Below are 21,671 nucleotides of genomic sequence, written 5' to 3'. Positions count from 1 at the left end.
GCCGGACGGAAACTGCCGGACGGGAATTGCCGGACAGGCCCTAGATCCGGCCCTCGGGCAGCCGGGCCAGCGCCCGCACGGCCGTCTCCGCGAGTGCCGGGTGGGCCAGCGCCTCGTTCAGGACCCGTCTGGCGCGCGCGTCGCCCAGGACGCCCAGCCCCTCCGCGCACGCGAGGGCGACCTTGCGGTAGGGGTCGTGCGGGCGCAGCCTGCGCTCCAGGGTGGTGATCAGCGCGGGTACGGCCTCGGGCGCGCGCAGTTCGACCAGGAGCCGCACCGGCTGGAGCGCGTACGCGACCCGCAGCTCATTGGTGGCGAGCGCCGCGGCGGCGCGGGCGGTGCGCGGGTCACCGAGCCGGGCGAGGGCGCGGGCGGCGGACGCGCAGCGGTGCGGATCGCGATGGTTGAGCAGCAGGACGAGTGCTTCGAAGGCCCGCCGGTCCCCTGCCGTGCCGAGCCGGAAGGCGACCAACTCCCGCGCCCAGAGCGGCTGTCCCGGCTCGGTCAGCGCCGCGGCGAGTATCTCGGGGTCCTTCGTCCCCACCAGACGCTCGTATGCCGCCGAGGCGCCGGACCCGGCCTCGGTCCGCAGACGCTCCGTGAGCGATCGCAACGCTTCGTCCATGGGGCGAGCTTAGGCAAGCCCGTGAGGTGCGGGGACGTACATCACAAAGTCGGGGGCTGGCGCGCTCGTTACCGGCGGGTTAAGCTCAGACGAGCGAGTTACCCACTCGTGTCTCACCTCTCGGTGGCCTGGTGACGCAGCCACCGTGAGCGCAGTCGGTTCGGTACTTCAGGTACCTCTCAGTACGACATGGCTCCGGGACAGGGCCGGTCGGCTTTCACCGCCCATGGGCGCCCGTTCGACGGCGCCCCGGGACGGCACCGGGCGTGTGCGCTCGTCAGCCCGGAAACACCCGCAACCTCCGCACGGTGTGCGCCTGTCGGCGTACCCGCGTGCGCTCCTCAGTCGTCACCAATTTCTGGAGTCCCGCGATGGCCACTCCCCTGTCCGACACCCCTCTGTCCCCGCTGAAGACCGTCGCCGTCGTCGGCCTCGGCACCATGGGCACCGGCATCGCCGAGGTCCTGGTCCGGGCCGGCCGTGACGTGATCGGCATCGACATCAGCGAAGCCGCGGCCACCCAGGCCGTGGCCACCCTCGAAGCCTCCACCGCCCGCGCCGTGCGCCGCGAGCACCTGAGCGACGCGGAGCGCACCGACGCCCTCGCCCGCTTCCGCACCTTCACCGACCTCGCGGCCGCCGCCGACGCCGACCTCGTCATCGAGGTGACCCCGGAGTCGTACGAGATCAAGCAGCAGGTCTTCCGGGCACTCGACGGCGTCGTGCGCCGTGAGGCGATCCTCGCGACGGGCACCAACGCCCTGTCCGTGACGCGTCTGGCCGCCGACTCGGCCCACCCCGAGCGCGTGCTCGGTCTGCACTTCTTCAACCCGGCGCCCGCGATGAAGCTCGTCGAGGTCGTCTCCTCGGTGCTCACCGCGCCGACGGCCGTCGGCGCGGTCACCGACCTGGCCCTGGAACTCGGCAAGGAGCCGGTCGCGGTGGGCGACCGCCCCGGCTTCGTCGCCGACGGGCTGCTGTTCGGCTACCTCAACCAGGCGGCCGCGATGTACGAGGCGAAGTACGCCTCCCGCGAGGACATCGACGCGGCGATGAAGCTCGGCTGCGGACTGCCCATGGGCCCGCTCGCGCTGCTCGACCTGATCGGCGTGGACACCGCGCGGACCGTCCTGGAGGCGATGTACTCCGAGTCGCGCGACCGGCTGCACGCCCCCGCGCCCATCCTCAAGCAGCTCAGCGAGGCGGGCCTGACCGGGCGCAAGTCCGGCCGCGGCTTCTACTCGTACGAGGCCCCGGGCAGCGACGCCGTCGTGCGGGACGCGCTCACGCCGCTGGAGGGCGCCGTCCTGGCGGAGGGCCGCACGGTCCGCTCGGTGGGTGTCGCCGGCTCCGGCACGATGGCCTCCGGGATCGCCGAGGTCTTCGCCAAGGCCGGGTACGAGGTCGTCCTCGCCGCCCGCACCGAGGAGAAGGCGCAGACCGCGAAGGCCCGTATCGGCAAGTCGCTCTCCCGTTCCGTCGACAAGGGCCGCATGACGGCCGAGGCGGCGGCGCGGACCCTGGAGCTGATCACGCCGACCGGCAGCTACGACGACTTCGCCGACGTGGACCTGGCGCTGGAGGCCGTCGCCGAGGACCTGGAGGTCAAGCAGCAGCTCTTCGGCACGTTCGACAAGGTCTGCAAGCCCGGCGCGATCCTCGCGACCACCACGTCCTCGCTGCCCGTCGTCGCCTGCGCCCGCGCCACCTCGCGCCCGCAGGACGTCATCGGCATGCACTTCTTCAACCCGGCCCCGGCGATGAAGCTCGTCGAGGTCGTGCGGACCGTGCTGACCGGGGACGACGTGCACGCCACCGTGCGCGAGGTCTGCGCGAAGATCCGCAAGCACCCGGTGGACTGCGGTGACCGGGCCGGCTTCATCGTGAACGCGCTGCTGTTCCCGTACCTGAACAACGCGATCAAGATGGTGCAGGAGCACTACGCCTCGCTGGACGACATCGACGCGGCGATGAAGCTGGGCGGCGGCTACCCGATGGGGCCGTTCGAGCTGCTCGACGTGGTCGGGCTCGATGTCTCGCTGGCCATCGAGAAGGTCCTGCACCGCGAGTTCCGGGACCCGGGACTGGCCCCCGCCCCGCTCCTGGAGCACCTGGTGGCCGCGGGCTGCCTCGGCCGCAAGACGGGCCGCGGCTTCCGCGAATATGCCCGCCGCTGAGGGTCCGGGCGACTGGTTCGCTGACGACGCCGACTGGGGCGGACTGCTGGGCCCCGCCGGACACCCCCCGCCCTTCCAGGGCGGGGGGATCCCCGGACATGCGCGCTCTCCTGCGCACATGCAGTACGTTCGGGGCATGCCCCAGCCCGCCAGGTCCTCACGTACACCAGCCACGCCCGACGCGCCGGAGAGCGCCGCGGGCAGTCGCGCGGCGGCCCAACGCCTCAAGATGCGCCGGGAACTGGCGGCCGCGGCCATGGAGCTGTTCGCCGCCAAGGGGTACGAGGCGACCACCGTCGACGAGATCGCGGCCCAGGCCGGAGTGGCCCGCCGGACGTTCTTCCGCCACTTCCGCTCCAAGGAAGAGGCGATCTTCCCCGATCACGACGACACCCTGATCCGGGCCGAGGCGGTGCTCAACGCGGCGCCCCCGCACGAGCATCCGCTCGACACCGTGTGCCGCGGCATCAAGGAAGTCATGAAGATGTACGCGGCCCAGCCGGAGATCTCCGTCTCCCGCTACAAGCTGACGCGCGAGGTGCCGACGCTGCGCGAGGCCGAGATCGCCTCGGTGGCCCGCTACGAACGGCTCTTCACCCGCTATCTCCTCGGCCACTTCGACGAGCACGCGCACGACGACGACGCCAACGACGATCCCCTGCTCGCCGAGGTCGCCGCGTCGGCCGTGGTCACGGCCCACAACCACGTCCTGCGGCGGTGGCTGCGGGCCGGCGGCCAGGGCGACGTGGAGACCCAGCTCGACCACGCCTTCGCCATCGTCCGCAAGACGTTCGGCACCGGGATCGGCGCGGGACGGGAGACCGCGCCGCGACCGGCGGCGGCTTCGTCCTTCACCGAGGGGGACGTCCTGGTGACCGTCGCCCGCGTCGACGCCCCGCTGGACCAGGTGATGCGCACCATCGAGCAGGCCCTCAAGGAACGGTCGTAGCGGCCCGCCGTCCAAGGACGGTCCACTTCTCCGACCACGCGCCGGACACGCTCACTTCGAGCGCGTCCGGCGTTTTTTGTGCCCTGGTTTGAGTGCTTTGCGGGTCGATCTGATCGATCATCGCTCACGTGTTACGTAAAGATTTCACCTGAGCGCAACTTCTGGCACTCCGTGCCTTGTCAGGTGACACGGCGTGCCATACGTTGAAGGAGTCCGGGCGGCCGGCGTGCAGAGACCATACGTACGCCGGCTGTCCCCGCAAGCCCCATGGCCTGCGCGCCCGGACGCCTGCGTCACAGGCAACCTCCTGCGCCAACCACAGCGCTGCCACAGCACCACCTCCGCCGGACCGACGGCACACCCCTCAGCAGCAGCACCGACGTACCCCTCAGCGTTTCTCCCTCGGAACGCGCATCGCCGGAGGCAACACCGTGAAGGAAATCCTGGACGCGATTCAGTCGCAGACGGCCACGTCCGCCGACTTCGCCGCTCTTCCGCTCCCCGAGTCCTACCGCGCGATCACCGTGCACAAGGACGAGGCGGAGATGTTCACCGGGCTCAGCAGCCGCGACAAGGACCCCCGCAAGTCGATCCACCTGGACGACGTGCCGGTGCCGGAGCTCGGCCCGGGCGAGGCCCTGGTCGCCGTGATGGCGTCCTCCGTGAACTACAACTCGGTCTGGACGTCGATCTTCGAGCCGGTGTCGACCTTCAACTTCCTGGAGCGCTACGGGCGGCTCAGCGATCTCAGCAAGCGCCACGACCTGCCGTACCACATCATCGGTTCGGACCTCGCGGGCGTCGTCCTGCGCACCGGCCCGGGTGTGAACTCCTGGAAGCCCGGCGACGAGGTCGTCGCGCACTGTCTGTCCGTCGAGCTGGAGTCCTCCGACGGCCACAACGACACGATGCTCGACCCCGAGCAGCGCATCTGGGGCTTCGAGACCAACTTCGGCGGCCTCGCCGAGATCGCGCTCGTCAAGTCCAACCAGCTCATGCCGAAGCCGGACCACCTGAGCTGGGAGGAGGCCGCCGCCCCCGGGCTGGTGAACTCCACCGCCTACCGGCAGCTCGTCTCCCGCAACGGCGCCGGCATGAAGCAGGGCGACAACGTGCTCATCTGGGGCGCGAGCGGTGGACTCGGCTCGTACGCCACGCAGTTCGCGCTGGCCGGCGGTGCCAACCCGATCTGTGTCGTCTCCAGTGAGCAGAAGGCGGACATCTGCCGCTCGATGGGCGCCGAGGCGATCATCGACCGGAACGCCGAGGGCTACAAGTTCTGGAAGGACGAGCACACCCAGGACCCGAAGGAGTGGAAGCGCTTCGGCAAGCGCATCCGCGAGTTCACCGGGGGCGAGGACATCGACATCGTCTTCGAGCACCCGGGCCGCGAGACCTTCGGCGCCTCGGTCTACGTCACCCGCAAGGGCGGCACCATCACCACCTGCGCCTCGACCTCGGGCTACATGCACGAGTACGACAACCGCTACCTGTGGATGTCGCTGAAGCGGATCATCGGCTCGCACTTCGCGAACTACCGCGAGGCGTGGGAGGCCAACCGCCTGGTCGCCAAGGGCAAGATCCACCCGACGCTCTCCAAGGTCTACTCCCTGGAGGACACCGGGCAGGCCGCCTACGACGTGCACCGCAACCTCCACCAGGGCAAGGTCGGCGTGCTCGCGCTGGCGCCCCAGGAGGGTCTGGGCGTGCGCGACCAGGAGAAGCGCGCCACGCACATCGACGCCATCAACCGCTTCCGGAACGTCTGAGGTCATCCATGACAGAGCGTCAGATTGCGGATGGGCGGCGGGAGAAGGACCGGCCGTGGCTCATGCGCACGTACGCCGGCCACTCCACGGCCGAGGCGTCCAACGAGTTGTACCGGCGCAACCTCGCCAAGGGGCAGACGGGGCTCTCCGTGGCCTTCGACCTGCCGACGCAGACCGGCTACGACCCCGACCACATCCTCGCCCGCGGCGAGGTCGGCCGGGTCGGCGTGCCGGTCTCGCACCTCGGTGACATGCGCCGGCTGTTCCAGGACATCCCCCTGGAGCAGATGAACACCTCGATGACCATCAACGCCACCGCCATGTGGCTGCTGGCGCTCTATCAGGTCGTCGCCGAGGAGCAGGGTGCGGACATCACCCAGCTCCAGGGCACGACCCAGAACGACATCGTGAAGGAGTACCTCTCGCGGGGGACGCACGTCTTCCCGCCGGTGCCCTCGCTCCGTCTCACGACGGACATGATCACGTACACGGTCAACCACATCCCCAAGTGGAACCCGATCAACATCTGCAGCTACCACCTGCAGGAGGCGGGCGCCACGCCGGTCCAGGAGATCGCGTACGCGATGTCCACCGCGATCGCCGTCCTGGACGCGGTGTTCGCGTCCGGGCAGATCGCCGAGGACCGCAAGGGCGAGGTCGTGGCCCGTATCTCCTTCTTCGTGAACGCGGGTGTCCGCTTCATCGAGGAGATGTGCAAGATGCGGGCCTTCGGGCGGATCTGGGACAAGATCACGCGTGAGCGGTACGGCATCGAGGACCCCAAGCAGCGGCGGTTCCGGTACGGCGTCCAGGTCAACTCCCTCGGTCTGACCGAGGCGCAGCCGGAGAACAACGTCCAGCGGATCGTCCTGGAGATGCTGGCCGTCACCCTGTCCAAGGACGCCCGCGCGCGTGCGGTCCAACTGCCCGCCTGGAACGAGGCGCTGGGCCTGCCCCGCCCGTGGGACCAGCAGTGGTCGCTGCGCATCCAGCAGGTGCTGGCACACGAGAGCGACCTGCTGGAGTACGAGGACATCTTCGAGGGCTCGCACGTCATCGAGGCCAAGGTGACCGCCCTCGTCGAGGAGTCGCTGGCCGAGATCGACCGGATCGAGGCGATGGGCGGCGCGATGGCCGCCGTCGAGTCGGGCTATCTGAAGTCGCAGCTCGTCTCCTCGCACGCCGAACGCCGAGGCCGTATCGAGGGCGGCACCGACAAGATCGTCGGCGTCAACATCTTCCAGTCGACCGAGCCGAACCCGCTCACGGCCGACCTGGACGCGGCGATCATGACGGTCGACCCCGCGGTCGAGGCCCAGGCGATCTCCGCCCTCCAGACCTGGCGTGACACGCGCTACCAGCCGCCCTTCAACCACCCGCGCCCGTGCAAGGCGCTGGAACGGCTGAAGGAGGCCGCGAAGGGCACCGCCAACCTCATGGAGGCCACCCTGGAGTGCGCCCGCGCCGGTGTCACCACCGGCGAGTGGGCCGGGGCCCTGCGCGAGGTGTTCGGCGAGTTCCGCGCCCCGACCGGTGTCTCCTCGGCGCCCGTCGCGGTGACCGCGGAGGAGGGCACCGCGATGGCGCTGGTGCGCCGCAAGGTGGAGCTGACCGCCAAGGACCTCGGCGCCGGCAACCTCCGCTTCCTGGTGGGCAAGCCGGGCCTGGACGGACACTCCAACGGCGCCGAGCAGATCGCCGTGCGGGCGCGTGACGCCGGCTTCGAGGTGGTCTACCAGGGCATCCGGCTCACCCCGGATCAGATCGTGGACGCGGCCGTGGCCGAGGACGTGCACGCCGTGGGTCTGTCCATCCTCTCCGGCTCGCACGCCCAGCTCGTGCCGGACGTCCTGGAGAAGATGCGCACGGCCGGCGCGGGCGACATCCCGGTGATCGCGGGCGGGATCATCCCGAACGCCGACGCCGAACAGCTGCGGGCCGCGGGAGTGGCCGCGGTCTTCACACCGAAGGACTTCGACATCACCGGAATCATCGGCCGTATCGTCGACGAGATCCGGAAAGCGAACAAGCTCGACCCCCTGGAGGTCCCCGCATGACCACGCCCGTCAACCGTCTGCGTCCGCGACGCTCCTGTCTGGCCGTCCCGGGCAGCAACCCCCGCTTCCTGGAGAAGGCCCAGGGGCTCCCCGCGGACCAGGTCTTCCTGGACCTGGAGGACGCGTGCGCGCCGCTGGCCAAGCCCGACGCCCGGCACACCATCGTCAAGTTCCTGAACGAGGGTGACTGGACCGGCAAGACGCGGGTCGTGCGCGTCAACGACTGGACGACCGAGTGGACGTACCGCGACGTCGTCACGGTCGTCGAGGGCGCGGGGCAGAACCTCGACTGCATCATGCTGCCGAAGGTCCAGACGGCCCAGCAGGTCGTGGCGCTCGACCTCCTGCTGACGCAGATCGAGAAGACGATGGGCTTCGAGGTCGGCAAGATCGGCATCGAGGCGCAGATCGAGAACGCCCAGGGCCTGAACAACGTCAACGAGATCGCCACCGCCTCGCAGCGCGTGGAGACCATCATCTTCGGCCCGGCCGACTTCATGGCGTCGATCAACATGAAGTCGCTCGTCGTCGGTGAGCAGCCGCCCGGCTACCCGGCGGACGCCTACCACTACATCCTGATGAAGATCCTGATGGCCGCGCGCGCCAACAACCTCCAGGCGATCGACGGTCCCTACCTCCAGATCCGCAACATCGACGGCTACCGCGCGGTCGCCCAGCGCGCCGCGGCCCTCGGCTTCGACGGCAAGTGGGTGCTGCACCCGGGTCAGGTGGAGGCCTCGAACGAGATCTTCTCCCCCTCGCAGGAGGACTTCGACCACGCCGAGCTGATCCTGGACGCGTACGACTACTACACGTCCGAGGCGGGCGGCAAGAAGGGCTCCGCGATGCTCGGCGACGAGATGATCGACGAGGCCAGCCGCAAGATGGCGCTCGTCATCTCGGGCAAGGGCCGGGCCGCCGGCATGCAGCGCACCACCTCGTTCGAAGCCCCGGAGGCCTGAGCACCATGCAGTTCGGACGCACCTACGAAGAGTTCGAGGTCGGGGCGGTCTACAAGCACTGGCCCGGAAAGACGGTCACGGAGTACGACGACCACCTCTTCTGTCTGCTGACCATGAACCACCACCCGCTCCACATGGACAGCAACTATGCGGAGAAGACGACCGATTTCGGGAAGAACGTCGTCGTCGGGAACTACATCTACTCGCTGCTCCTCGGGATGTCCGTGCCGGACGTCTCGGGCAAGGCGATCGCCAACCTGGAGGTCGAGTCGCTCAAGCACGTGGCGCCGACCTTCCACGGCGACACGATCTACGGCGAGACCACGGTCCTCGACAAGACGCCCTCCCGGTCCAAGTCGGACCGCGGGATCGTCTACGTGGAGACCAAGGGCTACAAGCAGGACGGCACGCTCGTCTGCGTGTTCCGCCGCAAGGTGATGGTCCCCACCGAGACGTACATCAAGGAGCGCGGCGGCGAGCAGCCCGGCCGGCCCGAACTCTCCGCCCCGGCGGAGAAGAAGACGGAGAAGTAGTCATGGCGCGACTCGCCCAGACCGCCGGTCTGACCGATGTCCAGCAGGAGATCCTCTCCACGGTCCGCGATTTCGTGGACAAGGAGATCATCCCGGTCGCCACCGAGCTGGAGCACCGCGACGAGTACCCCCAGCAGATCGTCGACGGACTCAAGGAGCTGGGTCTGTTCGGTCTGATGATCCCCGAGGAGTACGGGGGCCTGGGCGAGTCGCTCCTCACCTATGCGCTGTGCGTGGAGGAGATCGCCCGCGGCTGGATGTCGGTCTCCGGCATCATCAACACCCACTTCATCGTGGCGTACATGCTCAAGCAGCACGGGACGCAGGAGCAGAAGGACTACTTCCTGCCCCGCATGGCGCTCGGCGAGACGCGCGGCGCCTTCTCGATGTCGGAGCCGGCGCTCGGCTCGGATGTGTCGGCGATCACATCGAAGGCGGTGAAGGACGGCGAGGAGTACGTCCTGAACGGCCAGAAGATGTGGCTGACGAACGGCGGATCCTCGAATCTTGTGGCCGTTCTCGTCCGGAGTGACGAAGGACACCCCGAGGGCACGGCGCCCCACAAGTCGATGACGACCTTCCTCGTGGAGAAGGAGCCCGGCTTCGGAGAGGTCCGCCCGGGTCTCACCATCCCCGGGAAGATCGACAAGATGGGTTACAAGGGGGTCGACACCACCGAACTCATCATGGACGGACTGCGCATTCCGGCCAATCGGGTCCTCGGCGGCACCACCGGCCGAGGGTTTTACCAAATGATGGACGGCGTCGAGGTCGGCCGCGTCAATGTCGCGGCTCGTGGCTGCGGCGTCGCACAGCGTGCATTTGAGCTCGGTGTCTCATATGCCCAGCAACGTCACACTTTCGGCAAGGCGATCGCTCAGCACCAGGCGATCCAGTTCAAGCTGGCCGAGATGGCTACCAAGGTCGAGGCCGCCCATGCAATGATGGTGAACGCAGCTCGCAAAAAGGACTCCGGGGAACGAAACGACCTCGAAGCAGGGATGGCGAAGTACCTCGCCTCCGAGTACTGCAAAGAGGTCGTGGAAGATGCTTTCCGGATCCACGGCGGCTACGGCTTCTCCAAGGAGTACGAGATCGAGCGCCTCTACCGTGAGGCGCCGATGCTGCTGATCGGCGAAGGTACCGCCGAAATCCAGAAAATGATCATCGGGCGCCGGCTGCTCGAAGAGTATCGACTCCAGGGCTAGATGTCCGGGTTCGGGGTGTTTTCATCGCGAAGAAGATCACACCCCGTCAGCTCTCTTCAGCCGTCGACTCCGCATCTTGGCTTGCCCAGTTGCGGTCTGCGACCGGTACGATCGCGTGAAAGCCGCCGTCCCCCGATCGAGCGCGGCATCATCCGCTACGAAGGTCATCCATGCCCCACAGCCAAACCTCTGCACCTCGCGGCCGGGTCCGCCTCGCGCGCGGAGCATCGCCGTGGCTTCTCCCGACCGTTGCCACCGCAGCACTCAGCCTGGCCCGTTCGCGCCGTTCCGGCGCGGCCAAGGCCGTGGCCGTACCCGTCACCGCCCTCGCGGCCGGGATGCTGTGGTTCTTCCGCGACCCCGAGCGCGAGATCACGCAGGGCCGTGTCATCTCGCCCGCCGACGGTGTGGTGCAGAGCATCATGCCGTGGAAGGACGGACGCACCCGCGTCGCGATCTTCATGAGCCCGCTCAACGTCCACGTCAACCGCGCGCCTCTCTCCGGCACGGTGACGTCGGTCGAGCACATCCCCGGTGGGTTCGTTCCGGCGTTCAACAAGGAGAGCGAGAACAACGAGCGCGTCGTCTGGCACTTCGACACCGAGCTCGGTGACATCGAGATGATCCAGATCGCCGGCGCCGTCGCCCGCCGCATCGTCCCCTACATCCCGCAGGGGACGAAGGTCGAGCAGGGCGATCGGATCGGCCTGATCCGCTTCGGCTCGCGCGTGGACATCTACCTCCCCGAGGGTGTCGAGGTCGACGTGGAGGTCGGTCAGAAGACCGTGGCTGGGGTGACTCGAATTGACCGTGATTGATCCCGAGACACAGGCCGGCTGGGTGCCGGAGGCCGATGAGGTGGACGACGACGAGGAGATGCCTCTCTCGCTCCGCCTGTCGATAGCGGACACGCTGACGCTCGGCAACGCCACCTGCGGCTTCATGGCGGTGTACTACACCACCACCGGCATTCTGATCCCGCACCTCACGGGCAGCGACGAGTCGGGCATGGCCCGTCACTCCGCCGCGACGGCCGTGATCCTCATGCTCTGCGCCGCGGTCTTCGACCTGTTCGACGGCCTGGTGGCCCGCAAGCTGCGCTCCTCCCCCATGGGCGCCGAGCTGGACAACCTGTCCGACCTGATCAGCTTCGGCCTCGCGCCGGCGTACTTCGTGCTGGTCTACGGCATGGTCGCGGACGACGCCTACCAGAAGGTGGCGGCGGTCGGGGCGATCGTGGTGCTCCTGGCCGTGGTGCTGAGGCTCGCGAGATTCTCCTGCGTCACGGTGAAGGACGGCACGTTCCAGGGCATGCCGAGCCCGTTCGGCGCGCTGACCGTGGTCTCGATCATCCTGCTGGAGCTGCCCTTCGTCGCCACGCTCATGGCGATCATGGGCACCGCCTGGCTGATGGTCAGCCGGGTCGAGTACCCGAAGCCGCGCGGCCGCCTCGCGGTGGCGATGCTCTCGTGGATCGTGCTCTCGATGGCGCTCCTGGCGGCCTGGGCGTTCGACGCCCCCGGCGGCCAGCTCCTGCTCCAGACCGGCTGCGCGCTGCAGCTCGTCATGGGCGCGGTGATCCCGCTGTTCGCCACGGCCCGCCGGGTGAACAACTTCCGGGGCAACCGCCGTGAGGCGCGAGCCGCACAGCTCCCGTAACACCCCGTACGACACGGAAGGGCCCCGAACCACACGGTTCGGGGCCCTTCTGCTGTGCTTCTGCCGGGGAGGGGTCTCCCGCCCCGTGCACCCCCGCGCTGGGGCGCACGGGGTCATGCGCCGGGCGTGCGCCGGGGTCAGGCGCCGGGTGTGTAGCCCTGTGCGACGGACGAGGCCTCGGCCTCGCGGACGACCTTCATCCCGCCCACGGCGTTCTTGTCGGGCTGGAGGATGACGCTCTCCTTCGACGAGGCCGACTTCGGGTCGGTGAAGTCCTGGGAGATGCCGAAGCCGGGGTCGAACGCCTTGATCGTCAGCAGGGCCTTGTCGACGCCCTCGCGGGTCAGGTCCTTGGCCGCGCAGGCCTTCTTCAGCGCCTCGCCGAACGCCGACGCGGCCGTCCAGCCCGCCACCACGCCGTTGTCCAGGGAGTCCTTCGGATAGGCGGCCTTGTAGTCCGCGACCAGCTTCTTCGCCTTCGGGGTGTCCGCGCCGACCGGCAGCGACGGGCTCGCGACGTAGTAGTTCGCCTCCAGGGCCGGGGCCGCCGCGGTGGCCAGGAGCTGCGGGGCGAACGCCGAGTTGTTGCCGATCACCGGCACGTCGAACTTGACGGCCGCCGCGACCCCGACGAGCGAGGCCGCCTGCCGCGGGCCCGCGCTGATCACGACGGCCTTGACCCCGGCCTTCTTCAGCGCGACGACCTGGCCGGTCATGTCGTTGTCCGTCGGCTTGATCTTCTGCTCGACGACCTTGAGCCCCGCCTGCTTCGCCATGTAGCGGGAGCCGGTCAGGGCGTTCTCGCCGTAGTCGCCCTCGAAGTAGACATGGCCGATGCTGTCGCCCTTCTTCAGCCCCTTCTCCTTCATCAGGAAGTCGATCGCGTTGATCGTCTCGATGTCGTACGTGGAGCCGATGGGCCGGATGTAGGGGCTGCCCAGCAAGGTGGCCGACCAGGCCTGCGGCAGGACCAGTGCCTTGTCCTGGCCGTCGATGCGCTGCTTGACGGCCGCGACGAACGGCGAGCCGATGAACTGGGTGAAGCCCAGCACCTTCGGCGCCAGCTCCGTGTAGCCGGAGACGGCCTTCTGCGGGTCGTAGCCGTGGTCGCGGACCGTCAGCGCCAGCTTGTAGCCGCAGACGCCGCCGGCGGCGTTGGTCTGCTTCACATAGAGCTGCTGGGCCTGGGTGACGCTCTTGCCGAGCGTCGCATAGACACCGCTCATGTCGGTGAGCACGCCGAGGCTGATCGTCTTCCCGGAGATCCCCTCGCCGGTCTTCACTCCGCCGGCCGCCCCCTCGCCGTCGTCGCCGTTCTTGGCCTTGGAGCTGCATCCCGCCAGCACGAGCAGGGCGGCCAGCGCCCCGGCGGCCACCCTCGCGGTGTGTGTCGTTCTCATCGTTCCTCCCCTTCAGTGGCCCCGGGACGGGGTGTGACGCGAAGCCGGGCGGCCACTCTGACCAGGCCGCCCGGAAGAAAGAGCACCACCGCCACGACGGCGGCGCCGTACAGGTACCGGGCAGCCTCGCCCGGCGCGATCCCGCCCGTGCCCGGGTCGGAGACCAGGGGAAGGGTGTCGCTGTAGCGGGTCAGCACCTGGGGCAGCAGCGAGACGAACGCGGCCCCCGCCACCGCTCCCCCCACCGAGCCGAGCCCGCCGATGACGATCATGGCGAGGAAGTCGAGCGAGAGGGTGATCCCGAAGTAGTCGGGCACCGTGCGCTGGAAGACCAGGGCGAGCAGCACCCCGGCCAGGCCCGCGTACATCGAGGACAGGACGAAGACACCGGCGCGGTAGCGGGCGACGGGCACGCCGAGCACCCCGGCGGCGATCCGGTGGTCGCGGATCGCGTTCATCGCCCGGCCGGGCCTGCCGCGCAGCACCCCGCGGGCGAACAGGCCGCAACCGAGGAGCAGCAGCAGCCCCACGTACCAGAGTTTCTCGGCCGAGCCGAAGGGCACGTGCGCGACGACCAGCTCGCGGTCGTCGAAGGTGAGGCCGAAGAGGCTGAGCGGCGGTACGTCGCGGCCGTTGAAGCCGCCTGTCAGATCCCTGGCGTTGAACAGGACGTGCTGCCCGATGAAGATCAGGGCGAGTGTGGCGATGCCGAGGTAGGCGCCGCGCAGCCGTCCCGCGATCGGGCTGAACAGGCCTCCGGCGATCCCGGAGACGGCCACCGCGAGGACGGCGGCGAGCCAGGCGGGCAGGCCGAGCCCCGTCAGCCCGTCGCCCCCGTCGGCGGCGAACACGCAGTAGCCGTACGCGCCGACCGCGAGGAAGAACGCGTGGCCCATGGAGAGCTGCCCGGTCGCGCCGGTCAGGAGGTTCAGGCCGATGGCGCCGATCGCGGCGGCCATCGCGAACAGTCCGGCCTGCAGCCAGAAGCGGTCGACGTAGAAGGGCAGCGCGAGCAGCAGGACGGCGCCCGCGGCCCCGCCGGCGGTCCGGGCCGCGGGCAGCCGGACCGTGCGCCGGCGGGCGGGGCGGGGTGCGCTGCCCGCCTCGTCGTGGGTGAGGACCTCAGACACGGGCGAGCTCCTTCGTGCCGAACAGCCCGGCGGGCCGGATGAGCAGGATCACGACCATCACCAGGTAGGGCGCGAGGTCGCCGAGGCCGCGCCCGAGGAAGGTGAGGTCGCTCTGGTAGCCGGTGGCGAGGGACTCGGTGACGCCGACGAGGAGTCCGCCGACCAGCGCGCCGGTCGTCGAGTCGAGGCCGCCGAGGATCGCCGCGGGGAAGGCCTTGAGCGCGGCGAGCGAGGTGGCCCGTTCCAGCCCGGGTGTCGGGAAGACGGTCAGGAACAGCGCGGCGACGGCCGCGAGGCCGCCGGCGACCGCCCAGGCTCCCAGCGACACCCGGCCGAGCCGGACGCCCATCAGGGCCGCGGTCTCCGGGCTCTCGGCCGCGGCGCGCGTGGCCACGCCCCAGGACGTGTACCGGAAGGCCAGCAGGAAGGCCGTGATGAGCAGGGACGCGGTGACGAAGGCCGCGATCCGGGTGTGGGCGACGGAGACGGGGCCGACGGTGAGGACGGCGTCGCCCCAGGGGTCGCCGAGCGCCAGGACGTCCGTGCCGATCCGGCGGGCGAGTTCGGTGGTGAGCAGGATGTCGACGCCGATGGTGACGATCGCGAGGACGCTCTGGTCGGAGCCCCGGTAGCGGCGCATGACCAGGAACTCGACGGCGGCGCCGACGACCGCGGCGCCCGCGACCCCGGCGAGCAGGGCGGGCCAGAAGCCGATGTCGTCGTGGAGGGTCGCGGTGACGTAGCCGCCCGCCAGCAGCAGGGAGGCGTGCGCGAAGTTGACGACCTCGGTGGCCCGGAAGATGACGACGAAGCCGAGGGCGATGAGGGCGTAGACGGAGCCCATGGACAGGCCGTTGAGCAGGAGTTCGACGAAGGTGCTCATGACGCGGTCTCCTCTGGCTCGGCGCGCTCGCCCAGGTAGGCCCGCACCACCGCCGGGTCGTTCTGTACGTCCGCGGGGGCGCCGTCGGCGATCCGGCGCCCGAAGTCGAGTACGGTCACCGCGTCCGCGAGCCGCATCACCACCCCCATGTCGTGTTCCACGAGCACGATCGAGATGCCGAGGCTGTCGCGGACCCCCGCGACGACCGCGGCGGTACGGCGCCGCTCGTCGGCGGTCATCCCGGCGACGGGTTCGTCCAGGAGCAGGACCCGGGGTTCCATGCACAGGGCCCGGGCGAGTTCGGCGAGCTTCTGCTGTCCGTACGGGAGCGAACCGGCGGGCCGGCCGAGCTGTCGCTCCAGGCCCACGAACGCGGCGATCTCACGGACGCGTTCGCGGTGGCGCCGGTCCTCGCGGGCCGCCGAGGGCAGCCGCAGACCGGCGGCGAGGAATCCGGCGCGGGTCAGCCGGTGCCGGCCGAGCAGCAGACAGTCCTCGACGGTGGCGTGCGGGGGCAGGGCGAGGTTCTGGAAGATCCGGGCCACGCCGAGCGCGGCGATCTCGTGGGGCGGCAGGCCGGTGAGCTCGTGCTCCCCGAGACGGACGCTTCCGGCGGCGGGCCGGCAGACACCGGACAGCACGTTGAAGCAGGTGGACTTCCCGGCGCCGTTCGGTCCGATGAGGGCGTGCACGGTGCCCGGTCGCACGGTGAAGCCCACCGCGTCGAGCGCGGTCAGCCCGGCGAAGCGGACGGTCACGTCCCGGACGACGAGCGACGGGATGCCGTCGGGCCCGGGCACCGGAGCGGCCGTGCGGGCGGACGCGGATGCGGGGCCGGACGTGGGGGCCGACGCGTCGTCGCGTTCTTCCATGGCGCTTTCCTCCATGGTGCGTTCACCCCTTCCAGCGGGACAGGGACGGAAGACCGTCGGACGGGGCCGCGCCATCGGCCGCGGCCTCCTCGTCGACCACGCCGAGGTAGCGGCGGCGCACCTCGTCGGAGGCGGCGAGTTCGTCCGCGGGACCGGACAGGGTGACCTCGCCGACCTCCAGCACATGGGCGGTCGAGGCGAGCCGCAGGGCGAGGGCGGCGTTCTGTTCCACGAGCAGGACGGAGGTGCCCTGCTCGTTGATCTCCCGCACGGTGTCGGCGATCCGGGCGGCCATCAACGGGGCGAGCCCGAGGGAGGGTTCGTCGAGCAGCAGCACCTTCGGGGCGCCCATGAGCGCACGGCCGACCGCGAGCATCTGCTGCTCCCCGCCGGACAGCAGTCCCGCCCGCTGACCGGCGCGGTCGGCGAGGACGGGGAACAGTTCGTGCACCCGTCGCAGGGCGCGCGCTCTGCCGACGCGGCCGCCGGTGCCGCCGAGGGCTCCGGCGCGCAGATTGTCCGCGACCGTCATGCGGCTGAACACCCTTCGCCCTTCGGGGACTTGGGACACACCGGCGGCCACCACCCGGTCCGGCGGCAGCCGGTCGAGCGGGCGTCCGCCCAGCGTGACCGTGCCGCCGGTGACCGCGCCCCCGTGGAAGGAGAGGGTCCGGCACACCGCCCGCAGCAGCGTCGACTTGCCCGCGCCGTTGCCGCCGAGGACCGTCACCACGGCCGCCTCGGGCACCTCAAGCGACACATGACGCAGTGCGCGTACGGGGCCGTATCCGACCGACAGATCCCGCACGTGCAGAGCGGAACCGCCCATGGCATCTCCCTTGTCCTCGCTCGGTGTGGCGCTCACCTCAGCACCGGCGGGCACCCCCGTCCACGGGCTGCGGCCGAAACGCGGCGGGAGCCCACCGGTGGCGCCCGCCCGTTGTGCACGCGCACAACACCGCGTGTCAGGGGCCTGTGCGACCCCGGGTCCCGGTGGCATCCTCCGGCCATGGGAGGGCGCAGACCGCGGACCGGTCATGACTGGAAACTGCTCGCGGAGTCGTGCACGGCTCTGCTGGAACGGCTGCCCGAGCTCGTCGACGAGCACATCAGGCAGCTCACCGAGTACTCCCCCGTCTACGGACAGGTGCTGCCGTACGACCAGCAGTGGCGGGAGGCGGAGACCGCGATGCGCATCGGTATCAAGGCGATCTCCGCGCCGCGGGACTCACCGCGCCGCGATCTGGAGCACGCCGAGGAGGCGGGCCGCAGACGGGCCCAGCAGGGGCTGCCGCTCGAACTCCTCGTGCACGCCTACCGTGCCGCGGGCTATCTGGTGTGGGACGCGCTGATGGAGAGCGCGGCGAGCCGTGAGCCCGAGCGGCTCGCGGTGCTCATGCGGTGCGCCACGATGGTGTGGTCGGCGGTGGACGCGCAGGCCGCCACCGCCTCGGAGTCCTACCTCGCCACGGAACGGGAGCTGCGGCGGCGCACGGACGAGCAGTTGCAGGCCCTGCTCGACGCGTTGCTGGAGGGTCATCAGGCCCCGGGGCTCGCGGCCCGGGCGGCGGCCGGTCTCGATCTGCCCGAGCACGGACCGTACGCCGTCGTCGTGCTGCGGACGGAACGCCACGACGGACGCGACGTCTGCGTCCGGCCGGTGGTGGGCGCGGGACTGCGGTTCATCTGGCGGATGCGGGCCGACTGCGAGATCGCGGTGGTGGCGCTGGACTCCGGACAGGGCCTCGACGGGGTGGCCCGGCTGCTGGACGGGCGGCGGTCCGGCCCGGGCGGCATCTCTCCCGTGGTGTCGGGTCTGGGCGAGCTGGGGCGGGCCCGGCGGTGGGCCGAACTGGCGCTGCGCACCTGTCCGCCGGACGCGACCGGTGTCGTACGTCTCGATCAGCGGATGCCGACGGCGCTCGTCGTGAGCCAGCCGGAGCTGGCCGGCCGGCTGGTGTCGGACGTGTTCGGCACGCTGCTGGAGCTCGAACCCGCGGACCGGGCCGTGCTGATCGAGACGCTGGACATGTGGCTGGCCTGCGAGGGGTCCGCGGGACGCGCGGCGGGACGGCTGTACTGCCACCGCAACACCGTCTTCAACCGCCTGCGCCGGCTGGAGCAGCTCACCTCGCGCTCACTGGCCCGCCCCCGCGACCTGATCGAGATGACGCTGGCCTTGGACGCCTACCGGCTCGCGGGCACGACTGCGGGGGCGGGGCCGGGACGGTGAGCCGGGAGCGGTCTGCGCGGGGCGAGCTGCCCCGCAGGCGAGCGGCCGGGTCCCAGGACCGCTCGCCCCGGCCACCGGCCCCGCGGGGCCGACGGGCCTCGGGGCCGACCGGCCGGTGGCCGGGGTCGGGTCCGAGGAGCCGGTGGGGCCGGGACCGAGGAACCGGTGACTCCGGCCGGTGGCCCTCAGAGCAGGAAGTCCCGCCCGATGTTCTCCGCCACCCGCTCCAGGATCGGTCCGGCGTCGGCGAGGCACCGCGCGATGTCGGGCTCGGCCTCGGTCAGGGGGTAAGCCCGCCGGATGCCCGCCCTGCCGAGCGCCTCGGGCGGGAGCGCGAGGCGGCCGCAGACCGCGACGACCTCCTTGCCCGCCGCCCGGGCGGCCGCCGCGACCCCGGCCGGCGCCTTGCCGTGCAGGGTCTGTTCGTCCAGCGAGCCCTCACCGGTGATCACCAGCGTGGCGCGCTCCAGCGCGGGCGCGAAGCCGAGCACGTCGAGCATCACCTCGATGCCGGGCCGGAAACGGGCGCCGAGGACCAGGGCCCCGTAGCCGACCCCTCCCGCGGCACCGGCGCCGGGCGCGGTCGCGTACCCGGCGGCCTTCGGTCCGATCTCCTTCTCCAGGACCCCGGCGAAGTGGGCGAGGGCGGTGTCGAGCACCGCCACGTCGTCGGGACCGGCGCCCTTCTGGGGGCCGTAGACGGCGGGCGCGCCCTTCGGGCCGGTCAGCGGGTTGTCCACGTCGCTGGCGAGGACGAGGTCGACGCCGGCGAGCCGGTCGTCGAGGCCGGACAGATCGGCGCTCAGCACGTCGGCCAGCGCGGCCCCGCCGGGAGCCACCGGCTCGCCCTCCGCGTCGAGGAACCGCGCGCCGAGCGCGGAGAGCATGCCCGCCCCGCCGTCCGTCGTCGCGCTGCCGCCCACGCCGAAGACGACGGTGTCGGCACCCGCGTCGAGCGCGGCGCGCAGCAGTTCGCCCGTGCCGTAGGTCGAGGACGAGAGCGGCGCGAAGACGCCCTTGGGCAGCCGCTGGAGCCCGCTCGCCTCGGCCATCTCCACGACCGCGGTCGTCCCGCGCAGCGCGAACGCGGCGGTCACCTCGTCGCCCAGCGGTCCGGCGACGCGCACCTCGTGGCGCTCGAATCCGGCCGCGACCGCGGCGTCGACGGTGCCGTCGCCGCCGTCGGCCACGGGCAGCGACTCGACCCGGGCGTGCGGCGCGACCCTGCGCAGTCCGGCCGTCACCCGCTCCGCGACCTGTACGGCCGTCAGCGATCCCTTGAACTTGTCCGCCGCGATGAGCACACGCGGGGTCCGATCCACAGCAGCGTCCGCCACCTTGCATTCCCCTTGCTTCCGGGCCTTGCACACGTCAAGGCAGTCGCGCCGCTGCGACCATAACCGGAGCGGACCCTCGCCGTCATGCCCCTGCCCAGCCTGCGGGACCGCCCGGAATTGGGTAGACCGGAGCCATGACCCCTGTGGGCACCGACCTCGCCGACCGCGTCCTCGGGGGCTGGCTCGGCCGGATCGCGGGCAACATGCTCGGCAAGCCGGTCGAGCAGGGCGACCACTGGACGCGGGACCGGATCGACCGTTATCTGCGGCAGGCCGCGGCCCTGCCCCTGACCGACTATCTCCCCGGACCCGCCGACGACGGCGACGGGGGCGAGTTCGAGCTGCGGCCCGAGTGGCGCGCGTGCGTGCGCGGCCGCATCCACGGCAGTTGCCGCGACGACGACGTGGACTACGCGATCCTCGGACTCGACCTGCTGGAGACGTACGGCTTCTCGTTCAGCACCGAGCAGGTGGGTGACCTGTGGCTGATGCGGCTGCCGTATCTCCAGACGTTCACGGCGGAGCGCGTGGCCTACCGCAACCTCGCCCGGGGTCTGAAGCCGCCGGTGACAGCCACGTACGAGAATCCGTACCAGGAGTGGATCGGCGCGCTGATCCGCGCCGACGTCTACGGCTGGACGTCCCCGGGGATGCCGCCGCGCGCGGCCTCCCTGGCCCGGCGTGACGCCGTCCTGTCCCACACCGGCAACGGCGTGTACGGCGCGATGTGGGCGGCCGCGCTGATCTCCGCGGCCTTCACCGCCCCCTCCGTCCGGGACGCGCTGGAGACGGCGCTCACCGTGATCCCCGCGAGCAGCCGTCTGTCCCGCACCGTACGCCGGGTGCTCGCGCTCCACGAGACGCGGATGTCCTGGGAGGACACGCTCACCGCCGTGTCCGAGGAGACCGCGGGGATGGGCTGGATCCACACGGTCCCGAACGCGGCCGTGCTGACCGCCGGGCTGCTGTACGGCGACGGCGACTTCACCCGCACCATCACGCTGACCGTCCGCGGCGGCCTGGACACCGACTCGAACGGTGCGACCGCGGGTTCCGTCGCGGGCGTCCTGTGCGGTGCGCGGGCGATTCCGCCGCAGTGGAAGGACCCGCTGGAGGACACCGTCCGCAGCGCGGTGTTCGGCTTCGACGGGGTACGGATCAGCGAGCTCGCGTCACGCACGGTCGCGCTGGTCGAGGCCTGAGCGGGCTTCTCGTTACGCTTCCGGGGTGAGCACTTCGGACTACGCCGCCTATATCGCCGGCCTGCCCCGTGTCCTCGTCGGGGCCGCCGCCCTCTTCCGCGACGCCGAAGGGCGGGTGCTGCTCGTCGAACCGAACTACCGCGACGGCTGGACGCTTCCGGGCGGGACCGTGGAGTCGGACGACGGCGAGAGCCCGCGGCAGGGGGCGCGCCGCGAGACGGCCGAGGAGATCGGGCTCGACGTGGAGCTCGGACGGCTGCTGGCGGTCGACTGGATCCTGGGGCCGGAGCGCCCGCCGCTGGTGGCCTATCTGTACGACGGCGGGGTGCTGGACGACCGGGAGCTCAAGTCGATCCGGCTGCAGGAGGAGGAACTGCTGTCCTGGCGGCTGGTGCCGCGCGAGGACGTCATGAGCCATCTGTCGGGCGCCACGGGCCGTCGCGTCCTCACCGCACTCGACGTCCTGGCGGAGGGCTCGGGCACGGCGGAGCTGGAGAACGGCCACCGGGTGGGCTGACCACCACCGCGACAACCACCGTGTTCCGACGACGGCGACCGGACGGACCGCCGAGACAGCGGGCCGACCACGGTCACCGGGCGAACCGCCCGGAGTTGCCCGGAGACGCCGGGAGGGCCTCGCACACCCCGGCGGCCGGGGGCCGGGCCCCCGGCCGC

At 70.8% G+C, this 21,671-nt stretch carries 19 protein-coding genes; 12 read left to right on the top strand and 7 right to left on the bottom strand.

What is annotated here, in order from left to right; translation table 11 throughout:
* Window positions 1-40: 40 nt before the first annotated feature.
* Window positions 41-625, bottom strand: coding sequence for an adenylosuccinate lyase (locus ACWEBX_RS20805; RefSeq protein WP_451886308.1), 585 nt, complete (start codon window positions 623-625; stop codon window positions 41-43).
* Between the two features lie 371 nt (window positions 626-996).
* On the opposite strand from ACWEBX_RS20805, the gene ACWEBX_RS20800 reads away from it, so the two are divergent.
* The 9 genes from ACWEBX_RS20800 (at window position 997) to pssA (ending at window position 11,939) form a co-directional block, all read left to right on the top strand.
* A complete protein-coding gene (locus ACWEBX_RS20800) occupies window positions 997-2,802 on the top strand; it encodes a 3-hydroxyacyl-CoA dehydrogenase family protein (RefSeq protein ID WP_451886307.1) in 1,806 nt (601 codons plus the stop codon).
* A gap of 136 nt (window positions 2,803-2,938) precedes the next feature.
* Complete coding sequence (locus tag ACWEBX_RS20795) at window positions 2,939-3,751, top strand: TetR family transcriptional regulator (protein WP_451886306.1); 813 nt, start codon at window positions 2,939-2,941, stop codon at window positions 3,749-3,751.
* A gap of 431 nt (window positions 3,752-4,182) precedes the next feature.
* The gene (ccrA, locus tag ACWEBX_RS20790) at window positions 4,183-5,520 is read left to right on the top strand and encodes a crotonyl-CoA carboxylase/reductase (RefSeq protein WP_451886305.1); all 1,338 of its coding nucleotides are present in this window, start codon (window positions 4,183-4,185) and stop codon (window positions 5,518-5,520) included.
* A gap of 8 nt (window positions 5,521-5,528) precedes the next feature.
* Window positions 5,529-7,577: a protein meaA gene (locus ACWEBX_RS20785; protein WP_451886304.1), complete on the top strand. Its 2,049-nt coding sequence runs from the start codon at window positions 5,529-5,531 to the stop codon at window positions 7,575-7,577.
* Window positions 7,574-8,539 (top strand): HpcH/HpaI aldolase/citrate lyase family protein, encoded by a 966-nt coding sequence (locus ACWEBX_RS20780; RefSeq protein WP_326784643.1) that lies wholly within the window; start codon window positions 7,574-7,576, stop codon window positions 8,537-8,539. Before ACWEBX_RS20785 ends, ACWEBX_RS20780 begins: the two co-directional genes overlap by 4 nt.
* Before the next feature lie 5 nt (window positions 8,540-8,544).
* Entirely contained in the window at window positions 8,545-9,072 is a 528-nt protein-coding gene (locus tag ACWEBX_RS20775; RefSeq protein ID WP_339132409.1) for a MaoC family dehydratase, read from the top strand.
* A 2-nt stretch (window positions 9,073-9,074) separates the two neighbouring features.
* The gene (locus ACWEBX_RS20770; protein WP_451886303.1) at window positions 9,075-10,280 is read left to right on the top strand and encodes an acyl-CoA dehydrogenase family protein; all 1,206 of its coding nucleotides are present in this window, start codon (window positions 9,075-9,077) and stop codon (window positions 10,278-10,280) included.
* Between the two features lie 170 nt (window positions 10,281-10,450).
* Window positions 10,451-11,098, top strand: a complete 648-nt coding sequence (locus ACWEBX_RS20765; RefSeq protein WP_328552592.1) for a phosphatidylserine decarboxylase — start codon at window positions 10,451-10,453, stop codon at window positions 11,096-11,098.
* Window positions 11,099-11,120: 22 nt separating this feature from the next.
* Window positions 11,121-11,939, top strand: coding sequence for a CDP-diacylglycerol--serine O-phosphatidyltransferase (pssA, locus tag ACWEBX_RS20760; RefSeq protein WP_328458001.1), 819 nt, complete (start codon window positions 11,121-11,123; stop codon window positions 11,937-11,939).
* A gap of 137 nt (window positions 11,940-12,076) precedes the next feature.
* Here the strand turns inward: pssA and ACWEBX_RS20755 are convergent, their stop codons facing one another.
* The 5 genes from ACWEBX_RS20755 to ACWEBX_RS20735 form a co-directional block, all read right to left on the bottom strand.
* Window positions 12,077-13,339 carry an ABC transporter substrate-binding protein gene (locus ACWEBX_RS20755; protein ID WP_451886302.1) on the bottom strand — a complete coding sequence of 421 codons (1,263 nt, stop codon included), beginning with the start codon at window positions 13,337-13,339 and terminating at the stop codon, window positions 12,077-12,079.
* Complete coding sequence (locus ACWEBX_RS20750) at window positions 13,336-14,469, bottom strand: branched-chain amino acid ABC transporter permease (protein ID WP_451886301.1); 1,134 nt, start codon at window positions 14,467-14,469, stop codon at window positions 13,336-13,338. Before ACWEBX_RS20750 ends, ACWEBX_RS20755 begins: the two co-directional genes overlap by 4 nt.
* Window positions 14,462-15,352, bottom strand: a complete 891-nt coding sequence (locus tag ACWEBX_RS20745; RefSeq protein WP_451886300.1) for a branched-chain amino acid ABC transporter permease — start codon at window positions 15,350-15,352, stop codon at window positions 14,462-14,464. Before ACWEBX_RS20745 ends, ACWEBX_RS20750 begins: the two co-directional genes overlap by 8 nt.
* The gene (locus tag ACWEBX_RS20740) at window positions 15,349-16,134 is read right to left on the bottom strand and encodes an ABC transporter ATP-binding protein (RefSeq protein WP_451886330.1); all 786 of its coding nucleotides are present in this window, start codon (window positions 16,132-16,134) and stop codon (window positions 15,349-15,351) included. Before ACWEBX_RS20740 ends, ACWEBX_RS20745 begins: the two co-directional genes overlap by 4 nt.
* A gap of 112 nt (window positions 16,135-16,246) precedes the next feature.
* Complete coding sequence (locus ACWEBX_RS20735; protein WP_451886299.1) at window positions 16,247-17,053, bottom strand: ABC transporter ATP-binding protein; 807 nt, start codon at window positions 17,051-17,053, stop codon at window positions 16,247-16,249.
* A 180-nt stretch (window positions 17,054-17,233) separates the two neighbouring features.
* Between ACWEBX_RS20735 and ACWEBX_RS20730 the strand changes: the two genes are divergently transcribed.
* On the top strand, window positions 17,234-18,457 hold the full coding sequence (locus ACWEBX_RS20730; protein ID WP_451886298.1) for a PucR family transcriptional regulator: 1,224 nt from the start codon (window positions 17,234-17,236) through the stop codon (window positions 18,455-18,457).
* 185 nt (window positions 18,458-18,642) lie between these two features.
* On the opposite strand, the gene ACWEBX_RS20725 is transcribed toward ACWEBX_RS20730, so the two are convergent.
* Window positions 18,643-19,794 (bottom strand): glycerate kinase, encoded by a 1,152-nt coding sequence (locus tag ACWEBX_RS20725; RefSeq protein ID WP_451886297.1) that lies wholly within the window; start codon window positions 19,792-19,794, stop codon window positions 18,643-18,645.
* 134 nt (window positions 19,795-19,928) lie between these two features.
* Between ACWEBX_RS20725 and ACWEBX_RS20720 the strand changes: the two genes are divergently transcribed.
* Both ACWEBX_RS20720 and ACWEBX_RS20715 read left to right on the top strand, forming a co-directional pair.
* Window positions 19,929-20,996 carry an ADP-ribosylglycohydrolase family protein gene (locus ACWEBX_RS20720; RefSeq protein WP_451886296.1) on the top strand — a complete coding sequence of 356 codons (1,068 nt, stop codon included), beginning with the start codon at window positions 19,929-19,931 and terminating at the stop codon, window positions 20,994-20,996.
* Window positions 20,997-21,021: 25 nt separating this feature from the next.
* Window positions 21,022-21,513 carry an NUDIX domain-containing protein gene (locus ACWEBX_RS20715; protein WP_451886295.1) on the top strand — a complete coding sequence of 164 codons (492 nt, stop codon included), beginning with the start codon at window positions 21,022-21,024 and terminating at the stop codon, window positions 21,511-21,513.
* The last annotated feature ends 158 nt before the right edge of the window (window positions 21,514-21,671 follow it).

It is taken from the genome of Streptomyces sp. NPDC005070, from assembly GCF_053600395.1.
Note: the sequence above shows the minus strand (reverse complement) of the source record. Positions and strands in the feature narration are given on the sequence as shown.